This window comes from Tenacibaculum sp. A30 (assembly GCF_051200845.1).
Classification (GTDB): Bacteria; Bacteroidota; Bacteroidia; order Flavobacteriales; family Flavobacteriaceae; genus Polaribacter.
Genome location: NZ_CP195160.1, coordinates 557,826 through 575,000, shown reverse-complemented (window position 1 = coordinate 575,000; position 17,175 = coordinate 557,826). Strand labels below are relative to the sequence as shown.

Below are 17,175 nucleotides of genomic sequence, written 5' to 3'. Positions count from 1 at the left end.
AAGAGAACTGGAATCGTTTGGAAAGACGAACCGAAGAGAGTGATAGTCTCGTACAGGTAATCGAAGAGGATATAGCAGTACCCTGAGTAGTGCGGGACACGTGTAATCCTGTATGAATCCACCGGGACCATCCGGTAAGGCTAAATACTCCTGAAAGACCGATAGTGAACTAGTACCGTGAGGGAAAGGTGAAAAGAACCCTAAGTAAGGGAGTGAAAGAGAACCTGAAACCGTACGCCTACAAGCGGTCGAAGCACATTAACTGTGTGACGGCGTGCCTTTTGCATAATGAGCCTACGAGTTACTGTTACTAGCAAGGTTAAGATTTTAAGGATCGGAGCCGAAGCGAAAGCGAGTCTGAATAGGGCGCGATTAGTTAGTAGTAGTAGACGCGAAACCGAGTGATCTACCCATGGGCAGGTTGAAGCTGTGGTAACACACAGTGGAGGACCGAACCAGTTGACGTTGAAAAGTCTTTGGATGACCTGTGGGTAGGGGTGAAAGGCCAATCAAACTCGGAAATAGCTCGTACTCCCCGAAATGCATTTAGGTGCAGCGTTGAATAAAAGTTTTATAGAGGTAGAGCTACTGATTGGATGCGGGGGCTTCACCGCCTACCAATTCCTGACAAACTCCGAATGCTATAAAATGTTTTTCAGCAGTGAGGGCATGGGTGCTAAGGTCCATGTCCGAGAGGGAAAGAACCCAGACCATCAGCTAAGGTCCCCAAATATATGTTAAGTTGAAAAAACGAGGTTTGACTGCCCAGACAGCTAGGATGTTGGCTTGGAAGCAGCCATTCATTTAAAGAGTGCGTAACAGCTCACTAGTCGAGCGGTCGAGCATGGATAATAATCGGGCATAAACATATTACCGAAGCTATGGACTTTTAAAAGTGGTAGGGGAGCATTCTATATGTGCTGAAGGTGTGCTGTGAGGCATGCTGGAACGTATAGAAAAGAAAATGTAGGCATAAGTAACGATAAAGGGGGCGAGAAACCCCCTCACCGAAAGACTAAGGTTTCCTCAGCGATGCTAATCAGCTGAGGGTTAGTCGGGACCTAAGGCGAATCCGAAGGGAGTAGTCGATGGACAACAGGTTAATATTCCTGTACTTCTTATAACTGCGATGGGGTGACGGAGTAGTGAAAGCACCGCGAACTGACGGAATAGTTCGTTGAAACATTTAGGTATTAGACTGGTAGGCAAATCCGCCGGTTTAGCTGAAGTGTGATAGTACCACAAGTCTTCGGATGCGTGGATAGTGTGCCTAAAAACTTCCAAGAAAAACCTCTAAGCTTCAGGTTATAAGAACCCGTACCGTAAACCGACACAGGTAGTTGGGATGAGAATTCTAAGGTGCTCGAGAGATTCATGGCTAAGGAACTAGGCAAAATAGACTCGTAACTTCGGGAGAAGAGTCGCCAACAGCAATGTTGGCCGCAGTGAAAAGATCCAGGCGACTGTTTATCAAAAACACAGGGCTTTGCTAAATTGAAAGATGATGTATAAGGCCTGACACCTGCCCGGTGCTGGAAGGTTAAGTGGAGTTGTTAGCTTCGGCGAAGCAATCAAATGAAGCCCCAGTAAACGGCGGCCGTAACTATAACGGTCCTAAGGTAGCGAAATTCCTTGTCGGGTAAGTTCCGACCTGCACGAATGGTGCAACGATCTGGATACTGTCTCAGCCATGAGCTCGGTGAAATTGTAGTATCGGTGAAGATGCCGATTACCCGCAGCGGGACGAAAAGACCCCGTGAACCTTTACTATAGCTTCGTATTGACTTTGGATAAGTAATGTGTAGGATAGGTGGGAGACTTTGAAGCAGCGTCGCTAGGCGTTGTGGAGTCATCCTTGAAATACCACCCTTTGCTTATCTAGAGCCTAACTCAGCAATGAGAACAGTGCGTGGTGGGTAGTTTGACTGGGGTGGTCGCCTCCAAAAGAGTAACGGAGGCTTCTAAAGGTTCCCTCAGCACGCTTGGTAACCGTGCGTAGAGTGCAATGGCATAAGGGAGCTTGACTGAGAGACATACAGGTCGATCAGGTACGAAAGTAGAGCATAGTGATCCGGTGGTTCCGCATGGAAGGGCCATCGCTCAAAGGATAAAAGGTACTCCGGGGATAACAGGCTGATCTCCCCCAAGAGCTCACATCGACGGGGGGGTTTGGCACCTCGATGTCGGCTCGTCACATCCTGGGGCTGGAGAAGGTCCCAAGGGTTGGGCTGTTCGCCCATTAAAGTGGCACGCGAGCTGGGTTCAGAACGTCGTGAGACAGTTCGGTCTCTATCTGCTGTGGGCGTTAGAAATTTGAGTGGATCTGACTTTAGTACGAGAGGACCGAGTTGGACTGACCTCTAGTGTATCTGTTGTCTCGCCAGGGGCACTGCAGAGTAGCTACGTCGGGAAGGGATAAGCGCTGAAAGCATATAAGCGCGAAACCCACCACAAGATGAGATTTCTTTAAAGGGTCGTGGAAGATCACCACGTTGATAGGCTATAAGTGTAAGTGCAGTAATGTATGTAGCTGAGTAGTACTAATAACCCATAGGCTTATGTACAAGCCCCCTCTAGCTCCCCCGAAGGGGGAGGATAACTAGAGGGGCGCAGAACTCTTTGAAAGATTTATGATATGATTTTACTAATATGTTAACTTATTTGCAGCGAAGCTGCGCTATAAGCCAAAAGCTAAGAGCTACAGGCTAATAGCAACGATTTAAGGTGATTATCGCAATGGGGCTCACCTCTTACCATTCCGAACAGAGAAGTTAAGCCCATTAGCGCCGATGGTACTGCCACTGGTGGGAGAGTAGGTCGTTGCCTTTCTTTAACAAACCTCAATCTTTTACTAGATTGAGGTTTTTTTTTGCACTTTTTTTTAGAATATCATAGCATATCCGTAATAGAGAATTCTATTAAAGGTAACTTTAGAATAGCTATGAAAGAAAACCCTAGAAAAACCTATAAAATATGCTTTTGTTTTACTTAAAAATAAGCCTATGTATGATTTTTGTCATTCATTTAACTTAATTATATATGGATCTTTGTATTTTAAAACTAAAAATTCATGGCAAATAAATTGAGTATGGTTACTGTTGAAGAAGCGGTAGCATCTGTACAATCAAATAATAAAATCTTTTTTCAAGGAGCAGCAATGACTCCTAATTTATTAATAGATAGTTTATGTAATCGCTATCAAGAGCTATCAAATGTAGAAATAATTCAAATCCATACGCATGGTAATGCTAAATATTTAGAAGAGCCTTATAGTAAGTCTTTTAAGCTTATAAGTTGTTTTGTAGGCGATAATGTTAGGAAAGGAGTAAATACGAATAATGGAGATTATATTCCTATCTTTTTAAGCGAAATTCACTGGTTATTCCGTCGTAATATTTACGAGTTAGATGTAGCTTTTATTCAGGTTTCTCCGCCAGATAAGCACGGTTATTGCTCGTTAGGTACATCAGTTGATATTACATTACCTGCTATTCAAACTGCTAAAAAAGTGATTGCTTTGGTAAATCCGAATGTACCTAGAACTCATGGAGACGGAATTATTCATGTAAGTAATATCGATTATGCTGTTGAAGTAAATACACCAATACACGAATCTGTTTCAGGAACTCCTTCTGAAATAGAAACTAAAATAGGAAAAAATGTAGCAGGATTGATTGAAGATGGAGCTACATTACAAATGGGAATTGGAAATATACCAAATGCAGTATTGCATAACTTAACCAATCATCAACGTTTAGGAATTCACACCGAAATGTTTTCTGATGGAGTATTACCATTAATAGAAAGAGGTGTAATTACTGGTGAAGAAAAAGAAATTAAAACAGGAAAGATAGTAACTTGTTTTGCTGTAGGTTCACAAAAATTATACGATTTTATAGACGATAATCCTTTAGTACACTTTAAAGAAGCAGGTTATACAAATGATACTTCTATTATTAAGAGAAATCCGAAAGTAACCGCAATAAACAGTGCTATTGAAATTGATTTAACAGGACAAGTTTGTGCCGATACAATTGGGCAATACCAATATTCTGGAGTTGGTGGTCAAATGGATTTTATTAGAGGAGCTTCTTTATCAAAAGGAGGAAAGGCTATTATAGCAATGCCTTCTATTACTACCAAAGGAGTTTCTAAAATTACCCCATTTTTAAAAGAAGGAGCAAGTGTAACTACTACAAGAGCGCATGTGCATTATGTTGCTACAGAATACGGAGTTGTTAACTTGTTTGGAAAAAGTTTAAAAGAAAGAGCAAAAGCACTAATTTCTATAGCGCATCCTAATTTTAGAGAGGAGTTAGAAAGGGAAGCTTTTAACCGATTTAAAAAACTATAAAGAAAAGGGAGGGGAGTATCTAAGTACTCCCTTTTTTATTAAAAAGACCTTCTTTTTAGAAGTTTTTATCTTTTTTAAAACCGTCTTGTTAATAGGAACAAAGATGATTTAAATCATATTTTTCTTATACCCTCAATGTTATTTTTGTTACTGCTAAAAATAAAAATAGATGGACATTATAGAGGAAATTCAAAGACTAAAAAAGGAGAAAAATGCTGTGATATTGGCGCATTATTATCAAGAGCCGGCGATACAAGAAATAGCAGATTATGTAGGAGATAGTTTAGGTTTATCGCAAAAAGCAGCGGAAACAGATGCTAGTATTATTGTTTTTGCAGGTGTTCATTTTATGGCAGAAACTGCTAAGATTTTAAATCCGACTAAAAAAGTGCTTTTACCAGATTTAAATGCAGGTTGTTCTTTAGCAGAATCTTGTCCGCCAGAAGCATTTGAAGCATTTATAAAAGCACATCCAAACCATACGGTAGTAACTTATGTTAATTGTAGTGCAGAAGTAAAAGCGTTAACCGATATCGTTTGTACTTCCTCAAATGCCTTAAAAATAGTGGAATCTATTCCTGAAGAAACCCCAATTATTTTTGCTCCAGATAGAAATTTAGGAAAGTATATCATGCAAAAAACAGGTAGAGATATGGTACTTTGGGATGGAAGCTGTGTGGTGCATGAAGCATTTTCGATAGAAAAATTAATTCAATTGCATAAAAAGTATCCAGATTATAAAATTATCGCACATCCAGAATCTGAAGAACATATTTTAAAAACAGCGACTTATATTGGTTCTACAGCAGGAATGATTAATTACGTTAAAGAACATGCAGATGAAAAATTTATAGTAGCTACCGAAGCAGGAATTCTACATAAAATGCAACAAGAAGTTCCAAATACCGAATTGATTCCAGCTCCTGCTAAAGAAGATAATACTTGTGCTTGTAGCGAATGTGCGTATATGAAAGTAAATACGATACAGAAGTTATATAATTGTTTGTTAAATGAAACTCCGCAAATTGAAGTACCAGAAAATACACGTAAAAGAGCTTTAATTCCTATTGAACGAATGTTAGAACTTTCTAATTAAAATGATTACTACGGATTATTTAGTTATCGGATCAGGAGTAGCTGGTTTAACTTTTGCAATTAAAATTGCTGAACATTTTCCCCATAAAAAGGTACTTATTGTAACTAAAGGAGAAAAAGAAGAATCTAATACCAAGTATGCACAAGGAGGTGTTGCTGTGGTGATTGATAATTGTGAAGATTCTTTTCAAAAACACATTCAAGATACGTTAATTGCAGGAGATGGCCTTTGTGATAAATCCGTTGTAAAAATGGTGGTAAAAGAAGGACCTAAACGATTGCAAGAATTGGTGGATTGGGGAGCAAACTTCGATACCAATTCCAACGGAAATTATGATTTAGGAAAAGAAGGAGGTCATTCAGAATATAGAGTAGTACATCACAAAGATATTACTGGGTACGAGATAACAAAAACATTACTAAAACGTATACATCAGCTAGAAAATATAACGATATTATCGCATCATTTTGTTATCGATTTAATTACTCAACATCATGTAAAAGTAGTTCAAGAGAAAGAATTAACATGTTATGGAGCCTATGTGTTGAATGAAAATGACAATACAATCAATACAATACAAGCAAAGTACACGTTATTGGCTTCTGGAGGTATAGGTAAGGTTTACGGACATACGACGAACCCCGCAATTGCTACAGGAGACGGAATTGCCATGGCATACAGAGCGAAAGCGCGTATAAGAGATATGGAGTTTATACAGTTTCATCCAACAGCATTGTATAACGAAGAAGGAGCCTCTTTATTCCTAATTTCTGAAGCAGTTAGAGGTTTTGGAGCTTATCTTCGAAATAAACAAGGAGATAGGTTTATGTTTACTTATGATGAAAGAGCAGAATTAGCATCTCGAGACATTGTATCGCAAAGTATTGATAAGGAACTAAAAATATATGGAGAACCCCATGTGTATTTAGATTGCACGCATCTAGATATTACAGAGTTTAAAAAGCATTTCCCTAATATTTATCAAAAATGTAAAGATTTACAAATTGACATTAGTAAAGATTGGATTCCTGTAGTACCAGCATCACATTATGTGTGTGGTGGAATTGAGGTTGATACCTACGGAAGAACAAGTGTCAATAATTTGTTTTCTTGTGGCGAATGTTCAAGAACAGGGTTACATGGTGCTAATAGGTTGGCTTCTAATTCTCTTTTAGAAGCGTTGGTGTATTCACATAACATTTTTAACTACTTAACAAGTAATTCAACGGTATTTTATGAAGTAAAAATTCCAGAGTGGATTGATAGTGGAACAGAGGTGCCGAATAGCGATGTATTGATACAGCATAATTTAGAAAAGTTGCAATCACTTATGAGAAATTATGTAGGTATAGCTCGTAGTAATAATGAATTGAAAGAAGCCAAAACAAAGCTTAATAGTATATACCAAGAAGTAGAAGAGTTATATAAAATTTCGAAGGTAAACACAGCGCTTTGTGAATTACGGAATATGATAAATGTAGCGCATTTAATTATTAATCAATCTTTAGAGCGAAAAGAAAATAAAGGAGGTTATTTTAATATTGATAATGAGCACAACAATATTTTAGTTACTAGTAATAACTAACGTCTAGATAAATAAAATATTTAAAAAAAACAGCGTACTAAAACTTATATGTTTTGTTACGCTGTTTTCTATTGTAACATCTATTATGAAATACTCTTTTCCAGTAAAATAGCTTTAGGATGTAAAATATTATTTTCTAGATGTATATGTTTGTATAAATCTTGTTCAAATTCTTCTAACTTGGCATATAACGCTTTAAAAGTATTACAAGCTTCTTTTGGAGGAGTGTAATTATTAGACAGCCTTGTTATTTCTTTAAAAATATTTCCAGCACTTTCATGCTCGTGTTCCATCATTAGTATAGGGTTGATAACAGTTCCAAAAGAAAGTGTTGTATTTTCCTTTCCTTGTTTTTCTGCTTTTACTAATTGTTTTATAAAAGGAAATAAGACCTGTTCTTCTTTTTGCATATGCGATAAAAGCTCATTAGCAGCCTTATGAAACAGCTGATTTATTTCTACTACTTCAACATAATGATGTCCGTGTACTTTAGCAACTTTATTAGCGTATTGTGAAATGATAGGAAGACTTTCTCTAATATATGTATGATGAACATTTTCAATATAAATCATTAAAAAATTCAATTCCCATTTATCATAATCTTCAATAAGATCTTTTACAACGTCTACTTCAGCAAGCTCTTTTTCAAGAGTTACTTGATCTACATTATTTTTTGTGCAGGCTTTTTCAATTGTTATACCACCTCCACAGCAAAAATCAATTCCGTGTTTCTTAAAAATATGTGCTGTTTTTATATTTTCAGTCACATAATCAGCCACTGTTTTGTTACTAGATATTACCATGATTTTTAGTTTTTAGATGTAAATAAAGTTGGTTTAATAGTTACCATAACCCAAGCCCAGTTATTCGTATTGTTATCTGAGTTTGCTTTTAAAACTTCCAATCCTTCAGAAGGAAATAAGTGAGAGTATCCAGCTTTAAAGCCAATATCTTTTGTAAAAGTATAGTTATATACAAGATCTATTTCTGTACCTAATTGATTAGAAACAGAGTTGCTAATATCTGCAGCTGCAGAAAAATTATGAACAAAAGCTGTTAATCCAGATTTAGAATTTAATGTAAAGTTAGCTTTGGCATATAGGTCTAGTAAACCAACACTGTTTATATGATTTCCTACGTAGAAATAATCCATAAAACCATTAAACTTATGATTTGTTCCATAAAAAGGAGTAAAAGCGTTGTTTTCATCAGTAGGAGTGTTGTAATCGTTCCCACTTTGCAATTCAACACCTAAACCAACTTTTGTTTTGTCAGAAGCCTTAAACATAGCTTCTAAACCAAGTAAGTAAGCACTTAATTCTCTATCCAAAGCATCATTTCCTAATTGATAATACAAGTTGGTAGCAATATTGAACTTATCTTTTTTAAAGGTTAAATGTGTTCCTAGGGTTTGACTATACTTAAGTCCGTTAGGAGATTGCATTCCGTTGTTTAAAAACAGAAAACTACCAGAAAAGTCACTCCAGTCTTTATGCAACCATGCATATTGCATTGCTTTATAAGTATTTGGTGTAGTTAAATCTGTACCTGTTAAATTTTCACTAGATTGATTGAAAGCCAAACCAATATCAAGCTTAAAATCATTTTTTGCATACTTCAACATTGCCATATCGTGGCTACGACCTTGTTGAGCCCAGTTGACATTACCAAAAATTCTGCTATCGTCATAAATTACTTCTTGACGACCTAGTTTTACAGAAAAATTAGCATCTAATAATAGTTCCCCCCAAGCTTGGTGTACACTTAAACCATTATTATCAGCAGTATTTAGTTGCGGAACATCTCCCCAAACTCTTACATCTTGAAAACTAAGATAAAAGTTTAGTTTTTCAGTTTTATAAGTAGTATTAAGTCGAGTTCTTTGAGAAACAAAAAGAGCAGGATTAGCATTATCGGGAAATAAAGTTTTAAATCCATGTCTATATTCAGCACGAGGGCGTAGTTCTGCATCAATTGTTAATTGAGCAAATGTTGTAGAAGTAGCAAAAAAGAGGAATGCTATTAGTATTTTTAGTGTTTTCATGATTTTTTAAATTACCATTACCCCAAATTTCTAGATAAATGCTAGGATAAAACATGATAAAAATCAGGTAGATGTAAAAAAGGATAAAAACATCCTTTATAAATAATAGAAATTAAAATGAGTATAGTTAATAATGAATCATAGATTTGTAAGTAGTAATAAAAAGAAGCTACTAATAAGATAATAATAGAATTTTTAGGAATGAGCGATAAAATATTAACTTGGAAAGATATTATTTACTTTGCTGTAAACGGAAATCCAACACCTGATAGCAGAGTAGAAAAAACTCCTGAAGAATGGGCAGCAATACTAACTCCTGAACAATTTAGAATAACAAGAGAAAAAGGAACAGAGCGACCAAATTCCGGAGCTTTATGTAGTGTGTACGATGCAGGTAAGTATAAATGTGTATGTTGTGGTACTCCTTTGTTTGATTCAACGATTAAATTTAGTTCAGGTACTGGTTGGCCTAGTTTTACACAACCCATTAAAGAAAATGTCATTCAATATGAAAAAGACACTACTTTTGGTATGGTGCGAGTAGAAGTGATGTGCAATACTTGCGATGCGCATTTAGGTCATGTTTTTCCTGATGGACCAGAACCAAGTGGCTTACGTTATTGTATCAACTCTGCATCAATGATATTAGATACCGAATAAATATGGAAGTATTAACTGTTGGAGGTGGTTGTTTTTGGTGTGTTGAAGCCATTTTTAACCAAATAAAAGGTGTAGAGAAAGTAGTTTCTGGTTATATGGGAGGAACTGTTCCAGGTACACCAACCTATAGAGAAGTATGTTCTGGATTAACAGGACATGCAGAAGTAATTCAAGTAACGTATAATCCTGAGATTATAAGTTATGAAGAGCTATTGGTGATTTTTATGACGAGTCACGATCCTACAACTTTAAATAGACAAGGAGCCGATGTAGGAACTCAATATCGTTCGGTTATTTTTTATCATTCTGATGAACAACGAGCAATAGCAGAACAAGTAATTAAGGAGTTAAAACCTTATTTTGAAAGTACTATTGTTACAGAAGTTAGTCCAGCTACTACATTTCATGCTGCGGAAGAATATCACCAAAATTATTACGAAAACAACAAAGAACAGATGTATTGTGCAGCAGTGATTTCTCCTAAGTTGGCTAAACTGAGAAAACTGCATGCAAGCAAATTAAAAGAATAATAAAACGTGTTGAAATTCAATATACAAAATACCTTTACAAACGAATTACCTTCGGATCCAATTCAAGAAAATACAAGAAGACAGGTAACAGGAGCTTGTTTTTCGTATGTAACACCTAAAAAAACTTCCAACCCTAAAGTTTTACATGTTTCTGATGAAATGGCAAAAGAATTAGGGCTTTCAGCAGAGGAAATAACTTCCGAAGAGTTTAAAAATGTATTTACAGGTAATAAAGTGTATCCGAATACAGAACCATATGCAATGTGTTATGGAGGACACCAGTTTGGGCATTGGGCAGGTCAGTTAGGAGATGGAAGGGCTATTAATTTGTTTGAGACAGTTCATAAAAATAAAAACTGGGCATTACAATTAAAAGGAGCTGGAGAAACACCGTATTCACGTACGGCAGATGGATTGGCGGTATTGCGATCTTCTATTCGTGAGTATTTGTGTAGCGAAGCCATGCATCATTTAGGTGTACCTACTACAAGAGCTTTGTCGTTGGCATTGTCGGGAGATCAGGTGTTAAGAGATGTGATGTACAACGGAAATGCAGCCTACGAAAAAGGAGCTATTGTATGTAGAACCGCCGAATCTTTTTTGCGCTTTGGAAACTATCAAATTTTAGCAGCTAGAGGAGATGTGAAAACCTTGAAAACACTGGTAGATTATACGATTACTCATCGTTTTTCTCATTTAGGAAAACCTTCCAAAGAAACGTATATTTCTTTTTTTAAAGAAGTTGCAGATCGCAGTTTAGAAATGGTGATTCATTGGCAGCGCGTTGGATTTGTACATGGAGTAATGAATACTGATAACATGTCGATTCTTGGGTTAACTATTGATTATGGTCCTTACGGATGGTTAGAAGGTTATGACCATGGGTGGACGCCAAATACCACCGATAATACCCACAAACGTTATCGATATGGTTCGCAACCAGAAATAGTTTTATGGAATTTATACCAGCTAGCAAATGCCTTGTATCTTCTAATTGAAGAAGCTAAACCTTTAGAGGCTGTTTTGGAATATTATCAAGAGAAATTTCCTGAAAAGTATATGCAAATGATGCGAGATAAATTAGGGCTTTTTTCTTCAAATGAATCAGATGGAAAATTAGTTTCAGATCTTGAAGAAGTACTTCAAAAAACAGAAACGGATATGACTATTTTTTTCCGATTATTGGCAGAAATTTCAAAAGAAGATACAGTTGAAAATGCCATCAAAAAAATAGAAAAAGCATTTTATACACCATCAGAAATTGTTGATGAAGTTAAATTATTTTGGGAAACTTGGTTTCAAAATTACTTGGATAGATTGCAAAGTGAAACTGTTTCAAATGAGGAGAAGGTGACTAAAATGAATGCTGTAAATCCGAAATATGTACTTCGAAATTATATGGCTCAACTAGCAATAGATGATGCTGATAAAGGAAATTATTCGCTGTTAAATGAGTTATATTTGCTCCTTAAAAATCCCTACGATGAGCAAGCAGAAAACGAAAAATGGTTTGCAAAACGACCAGAATGGGCTCGAAATAAAGTAGGATGCTCCATGTTATCTTGTAGTTCTTAAGATAAAACAGGTGTTAAACAAATTATTTAAGTTATTGTTTTTAAGTTGCTGGTTTTGAGTGTTTTTATTTTTTGTTTTAAAAATAATTCAAAAAGATTTTTTCAATAAAATTCAAAATAAATTTGGAAAATCCATTTTTATAATTAAATATTTGTGCTCGTAAAAGTTCAAACACTTATTGACGATGTTATCAAGAAAGGTGGAGGGATTAGACCCTATGAAGCCTTAGCAACCCTTTATGAAAATAAAGAAGGTGCTAAATTCTACCAGAGTGCAAAACTCGAGGATAGATAACCCAAAGAAGTTTCTTTAATAACTACAAGAAGCTCCTTATAATTTCTTAATAACATTTTTCTAGTAAGCAACATCTAACAAAGATGTGTTTTGGCTTTTGGTTTAATTTTTTATTAACTCAAAAAACAAGAAAAATGAGTACACAAAAATTCGCAACAAATGCGTTGCATTCAGGTCACGATGTAACACAAACAAGTGGAACGCGAGCAGTTCCAATTTATCAAACTACGTCGTATGTTTTTAACGATGCAGAACATGCAGCAAATTTATTTTCGTTAAAGGAACTCGGGTTTATTTATACCCGATTAAACAACCCAACCAATCAAATTTTACAAGATCGTTTAGCTGCTATTGAAGGTGGTATTGGCGCTGTAGTTTTTGCTTCGGGTACGGCAGCAATTTCAACAGGATTATTAACCTTGTTAAAAGCAGGAGATCATATTGTAGCTTCGAGTAGTTTGTACGGCGGAACCTACAATTTATTAAATGTTACTCTCCCAAGATTAGGAATTACCACAACCTTTGTAGATGCTTCAAACCCTGATAATTTTGAAGGAGCAGTACAAGAGAATACCAGGGCTTTCTTCGTAGAATCTTTAGGGAATCCGAAGTTAGATGTATTGGATTTAAAAGCGATTTCTGCTCACGCTGAAAAAGCAGAAGTTCCTTTTATTGTAGATAATACCGTAGCAACTCCAGCTTTGTTAAATCCGATTGAACACGGAGCGAATATTGTAATTCACTCATTAACAAAATATATTGGCGGACAAGGAAATTCGTTAGGTGGAGCCATTATTGATGCAGGAACTTTTAACTGGGCAAATGGAAAGTTTCCTGAGTTTACAGAGCCTTCAGCAGGATATCACGGATTGGTATACCACGAAGCTTTAGGAGTAGCATCGTACACGTTTAAATTAATTTTAGAAGGATTACGTGATTTTGGTGGCGCTTTAAGTCCTACAAATGCTTTTAATATTATCCAAGGATTGGAAACCTTAGACGTGCGAATTAAAAAGCATAGTGAAAGTGCTTTGGAATTAGCGAAATGGTTACAAGAGCAAGAAGAAGTTGCTTGGGTAAATTATCCAGGACTGGAAGGAAACCAATACAAAGCTTTAGCAGATGAATACTTACCAAAAGGTCAAAGTGGATTGGTAACTTTTGGTGTTAAAGGAGGTTACGAAGCCGCTAAAACGATTGCCGATAACACAAAATTGTTCTTATTACTAGCAAATATTGGAGATACTAAATCCTTAATTATTCATCCAGCGAGTACTACACACCAACAATTAAGTGATGAAGCACAAGGAAATGCAGGAGTAACAAAAGACTTAATCCGTTTATCGGTTGGTTTGGAAAATATTGAAGATTTAAAAACCGATTTACAAGAAGCATTTGCTAAAATTTCTAAAGAAATATTGGCTTAAAACACCCCGCGTTAGGGATTGAAGTGGAAATCCTTTTTGTGTTGTCATTCTGAGCTTGTCGAAGAAAGCAATATAAAAAGATTGAAACGGAAAGCCCGACCCTTTAGGGTAACGCCCAAAAATATCGGTAATGAAAAGCGATTTACAACACATACATATTCTTAGTTATACCACCACAAGCGGTACACAATTCGATACAATTCCGTTGAGCTATCAAGTTTTCGGAAAAGCATTAGGTACCGCTCCTGTGGTATTGATTAACCATGCACTTACAGGAAATAGCAATGTTGCTGGAGCCGAAGGTTGGTGGCAAGATTTAATAGGAGAAAACAAGGTTATTAATACTAATGAGTATACCATTTTGTGCTTTAACATACCGGGAAATGGGTATGACGATTTTTTAATTGATAACTATAAAAGTTTTGAAGCACGCGATATTGCCAACATCTTTTTACAAGGACTACAACAGTTGCAAATTGAAAAGCTATTTGCATTGATAGGAGGTTCTTTAGGAGGTGGGATTGCGTGGGAAATGGCCGTGATGAATCCGAAAATTACCGAGCATTTTATTCCAGTAGCGACTGATTGGAAATCGACCGATTGGTTGATAGCGAATTGTCAAATACAAGAACAATTTTTAACCAATTCTAGCAATCCGGTACACGATGCACGTATGCATGCCATGTTGTGTTACAGAACACCAGAATCGTTTAAAAAACGTTTTCAGCGTTCAAAAAATGAAGAATCCACGCTTTTTAATGTAGAAAGTTGGTTGTTACACCATGGAAAAAAGTTACAAGAGCGCTACCAATTAGCTTCTTACAAATTGATGAATCAGTTATTAAAAACCATCGATGTAACCAAGGGAAGAGAAGGGTTGGATGTATTAGAAACCATCGAAGCAGACATCCATATTGTTGGCGTAGATTCCGATTTGTTTTTTACTGCGGAAGAAAACAGAGAAACACACAAACAACTGGCATCATCTCATGCGAATGTAACCTATAATGAGATTAATTCAGATCATGGGCATGATGCTTTTTTAATAGAGTATAAGCAATTAGAAAAAATTATTGAACCGATATTCAATCAAAAATCAACAAATAAGAGAATGAAAATTTTAAAGTTTGGCGGAAAATCTTTGTCGAATGAAGGAATACAAAATGTAGTATCTATCATAGAACAGAAAATTAATGAAGGAGAAAAAATAGCTGTAGTAGTATCTGCAAGAGGAAATGCTACGGATGAGTTGGAAGATCTGTTAGAAAAAGCCGCTAAAAATGAAACTTTTAAAGAACAATTAGAGGCGTTTCGATTTGAGCAAACCAAATTAACTCCGTTGGTAGATTTTTCTACGGAATTTAATCGCTTAGAAAAGTTGTTTGAAGGAGTGAGCTTGTTAGGTGATTATAGTCAAAAAATAAAGGATGAAGTACTAGCACAAGGTGAGTTATTGTCTATAAAAACGGTAACCGACTTGTTGCAGCAAAAAGGAATTAAAGCGCATGCAACGGATTCAAGAGCGTTGTTAAAAACAGATGAGATAGTTGGAAAAGGGCAATCGATTGTTGAAGTTTCTAAAGAAAATGTGTTAAATCACTTTAAGCAACACAACGGAACAACAGTGAATGTAGTAGCAGGATTTATAGCGTCGAATTTAAAAAATGAAACTACTACTTTAGGTAGAAACGGAAGTAATTATACAGCTTCGTTGTTAGCAAACTATTTAGATGCTGAAGAGTTGCAAAACTACACACATGTAGATGGAATTTTTACTGCAAACCCTGATTTGGTTGCTGATGCTAAGAAAATAGAAGTATTATCATATTCTGAAGCGAATGAATTGGCAAACTTCGGAGCGAACATTTTACATGCTAAAACCATTATTCCGTTGTTAGAGAAGAACATCAATCTTCGAATTTTAAATACCTTCAATCCTAACGATAATGGGACATTGATTACAGCAAAATCAACTTTAAAAGGTATTAAATCTTTATCGGTTTTAGACAAGGTTGCTTTGATCAATTTTGAAGGAAGAGGTTTGTTAGGAAAAGTAGGAGTAGATGCACGTATTTTTAAGGCGTTAAGCAATCACGGAATTAGTGTAAGTATCATTTCACAAGGTTCATCAGAAAGAGGTATTGGTTTGGTGGTAGATAAATCGAATGCAATTGCAGCAGTAAAAGCTTTAGAGCAAGAGTTTGAAAACGATATACAAACAAAAGATGTAAACCAGATTTCGATTCAAGATGAAGTATCGGTAATTTCAATAATTGGTCAAGATTTAAGCGAGTTTCATCACCCGTACAATGCGTTGATTAAGAATCAAATAGTTCCGTTATTGTTTAACAATACCATTACAGGTAAAAATGTGAGTTTGGTAGTGAAGAAAGAGCAATTACACAAGGCGTTGAACGTGATTCACGGTCAAGTATTTGGGGTTGCTAAAAAGATAAACATTGCTGTTTTTGGTAAAGGATTAGTTGGCGGAACTTTGATTGAGCAAATTCTAGAGAACTCAAAATCAATTTTAGAAAGACGTAAAATACACCTGAATATTTTTGCCATTGCCAACTCTAAAAAAGTGTTGTTGACTAAAAACGGAGCTGATATAAATTGGTCAAACGAGCTTGAAAAAGCAGTAGGAGATGAGCATACAGTTGATAGTGTAATTGACTATGCAAAAGAACATCATTTAGAAAATTTAATCGCAATAGATAATACGGCGAGTTTAGATTTTATTGAGAATTACATTCCGTTAGTCAATGCTGGATTCGATTTAGTTTCTTCTAACAAAATAGCCAATACAGTTTCGTACGATTTTTATAAAGAGTTACGAAAAACCTTAGATAAAAATAAGAAGAGTTACCTGTATGAAACCAATGTAGGTGCAGGGTTACCGTTGATAGATACGATTAAACTATTACACGATTCAGGAGAGAATATAACCAGAATTCGAGGAGTATTCTCAGGGTCTTTAAGTTATTTGTTTAATAAGTATTCTGCGGAAGACGTACCGTTTTCAAGGGTGTTACAAGAAGCCATTGATAAAGGATTTACAGAACCAGATCCTCGTGAAGATTTATGTGGAAATGACGTCGCTAGAAAACTATTGATTTTAGCTCGAGAATTGGATTTAGAAAATGAATTTGAAGATATTCAGATAGAAAATTTGATTCCAGAGGAGTATAGAGAAATATCTTCTGATGAGTTTTTAGGAAACTTAGAAAAACTAGACACTACGTTTCAACAACAAAAAGAAACACAAGAAGAGAAGCATGTACTGAGATACATTGGTGATTTACACGGAGATCTACAACAATCGAAAGGAGAATTGGATGTAAAATTAGTATCGGTACCAGAGAGTTCGCCTTTAGGAAGTTTAAAAGGGTCTGATGCAATTTTTGAAATTTATACAGAGTCATACGGAGCACAACCTATTGTCATTCAAGGAGCAGGAGCAGGATCAAAAGTTACTGCAAGAGGCGTATTTGGAGATATTTTACGATTAGCAAAGAATAATAACTAGATAGACTAGAGAATAAAGAAGTGAGAATAGAGAGAAAAAATAAGAGAGTCTCACTTCTTTGTTCTAACAGCGAAGCGGTCT

General features: G+C 35.9%; 10 protein-coding genes, 2 rRNA genes and 1 riboswitch (1 of these 13 cut by a window edge). Of the genes, 10 read left to right on the top strand and 2 right to left on the bottom strand.

What is annotated here, in order from left to right; genetic code table 11:
• The 5 genes from ACR9ES_RS02715 to nadB all read left to right on the top strand — a co-directional run.
• Nucleotides 1-2,564: ribosomal RNA gene (locus ACR9ES_RS02715) — 23S ribosomal RNA — on the top strand (it extends 309 nt beyond the left edge of the window).
• A 156-nt stretch (nt 2,565-2,720) separates the two neighbouring features.
• Nucleotides 2,721-2,829, top strand: a 5S ribosomal RNA gene (gene rrf / locus ACR9ES_RS02710).
• Between the two features lie 241 nt (nt 2,830-3,070).
• The gene (locus ACR9ES_RS02705) at nt 3,071-4,354 is read left to right on the top strand and encodes an acetyl-CoA hydrolase/transferase family protein (protein ID WP_435255011.1); all 1,284 of its coding nucleotides are present in this window, start codon (nt 3,071-3,073) and stop codon (nt 4,352-4,354) included.
• 169 nt (nt 4,355-4,523) lie between these two features.
• Nucleotides 4,524-5,450 (top strand): quinolinate synthase NadA, encoded by a 927-nt coding sequence (gene nadA, locus ACR9ES_RS02700; RefSeq protein ID WP_435255010.1) that lies wholly within the window; start codon nt 4,524-4,526, stop codon nt 5,448-5,450.
• 1 nt (nt 5,451) lies between these two features.
• Nucleotides 5,452-7,035, top strand: a complete 1,584-nt coding sequence (gene nadB, locus ACR9ES_RS02695) for an L-aspartate oxidase (protein ID WP_435255009.1) — start codon at nt 5,452-5,454, stop codon at nt 7,033-7,035.
• 83 nt (nt 7,036-7,118) lie between these two features.
• Here the strand turns inward: nadB and ric are convergent, their stop codons facing one another.
• Nucleotides 7,119-7,838, bottom strand: coding sequence for an iron-sulfur cluster repair di-iron protein (ric, locus tag ACR9ES_RS02690; protein ID WP_435255008.1), 720 nt, complete (start codon nt 7,836-7,838; stop codon nt 7,119-7,121).
• A 5-nt stretch (nt 7,839-7,843) separates the two neighbouring features.
• On the bottom strand, nt 7,844-9,079 hold the full coding sequence (locus ACR9ES_RS02685; RefSeq protein ID WP_435255007.1) for an alginate export family protein: 1,236 nt from the start codon (nt 9,077-9,079) through the stop codon (nt 7,844-7,846).
• Between the two features lie 213 nt (nt 9,080-9,292).
• Here ACR9ES_RS02685 and msrB point away from each other — a divergent pair, with 213 nt between their 5' ends.
• From msrB to thrA, 5 genes are all read left to right on the top strand, one after another.
• The gene (gene msrB, locus ACR9ES_RS02680; protein ID WP_435255619.1) at nt 9,293-9,739 is read left to right on the top strand and encodes a peptide-methionine (R)-S-oxide reductase MsrB; all 447 of its coding nucleotides are present in this window, start codon (nt 9,293-9,295) and stop codon (nt 9,737-9,739) included.
• A gap of 2 nt (nt 9,740-9,741) precedes the next feature.
• Complete coding sequence (gene msrA, locus ACR9ES_RS02675) at nt 9,742-10,269, top strand: peptide-methionine (S)-S-oxide reductase MsrA (protein WP_435255006.1); 528 nt, start codon at nt 9,742-9,744, stop codon at nt 10,267-10,269.
• Nucleotides 10,270-10,278: 9 nt separating this feature from the next.
• Nucleotides 10,279-11,844: a protein adenylyltransferase SelO gene (locus ACR9ES_RS02670; RefSeq protein ID WP_435255005.1), complete on the top strand. Its 1,566-nt coding sequence runs from the start codon at nt 10,279-10,281 to the stop codon at nt 11,842-11,844.
• A gap of 184 nt (nt 11,845-12,028) precedes the next feature.
• A riboswitch (SAM riboswitch) is annotated at nt 12,029-12,141 on the top strand.
• Nucleotides 12,142-12,272: 131 nt separating this feature from the next.
• Nucleotides 12,273-13,565 carry an O-acetylhomoserine aminocarboxypropyltransferase/cysteine synthase family protein gene (locus ACR9ES_RS02665; RefSeq protein ID WP_435255004.1) on the top strand — a complete coding sequence of 431 codons (1,293 nt, stop codon included), beginning with the start codon at nt 12,273-12,275 and terminating at the stop codon, nt 13,563-13,565.
• Between the two features lie 130 nt (nt 13,566-13,695).
• Complete coding sequence (gene thrA / locus ACR9ES_RS02660; protein ID WP_435255003.1) at nt 13,696-17,094, top strand: bifunctional aspartate kinase/homoserine dehydrogenase I; 3,399 nt, start codon at nt 13,696-13,698, stop codon at nt 17,092-17,094.
• Nucleotides 17,095-17,175 lie beyond the last annotated feature (81 nt).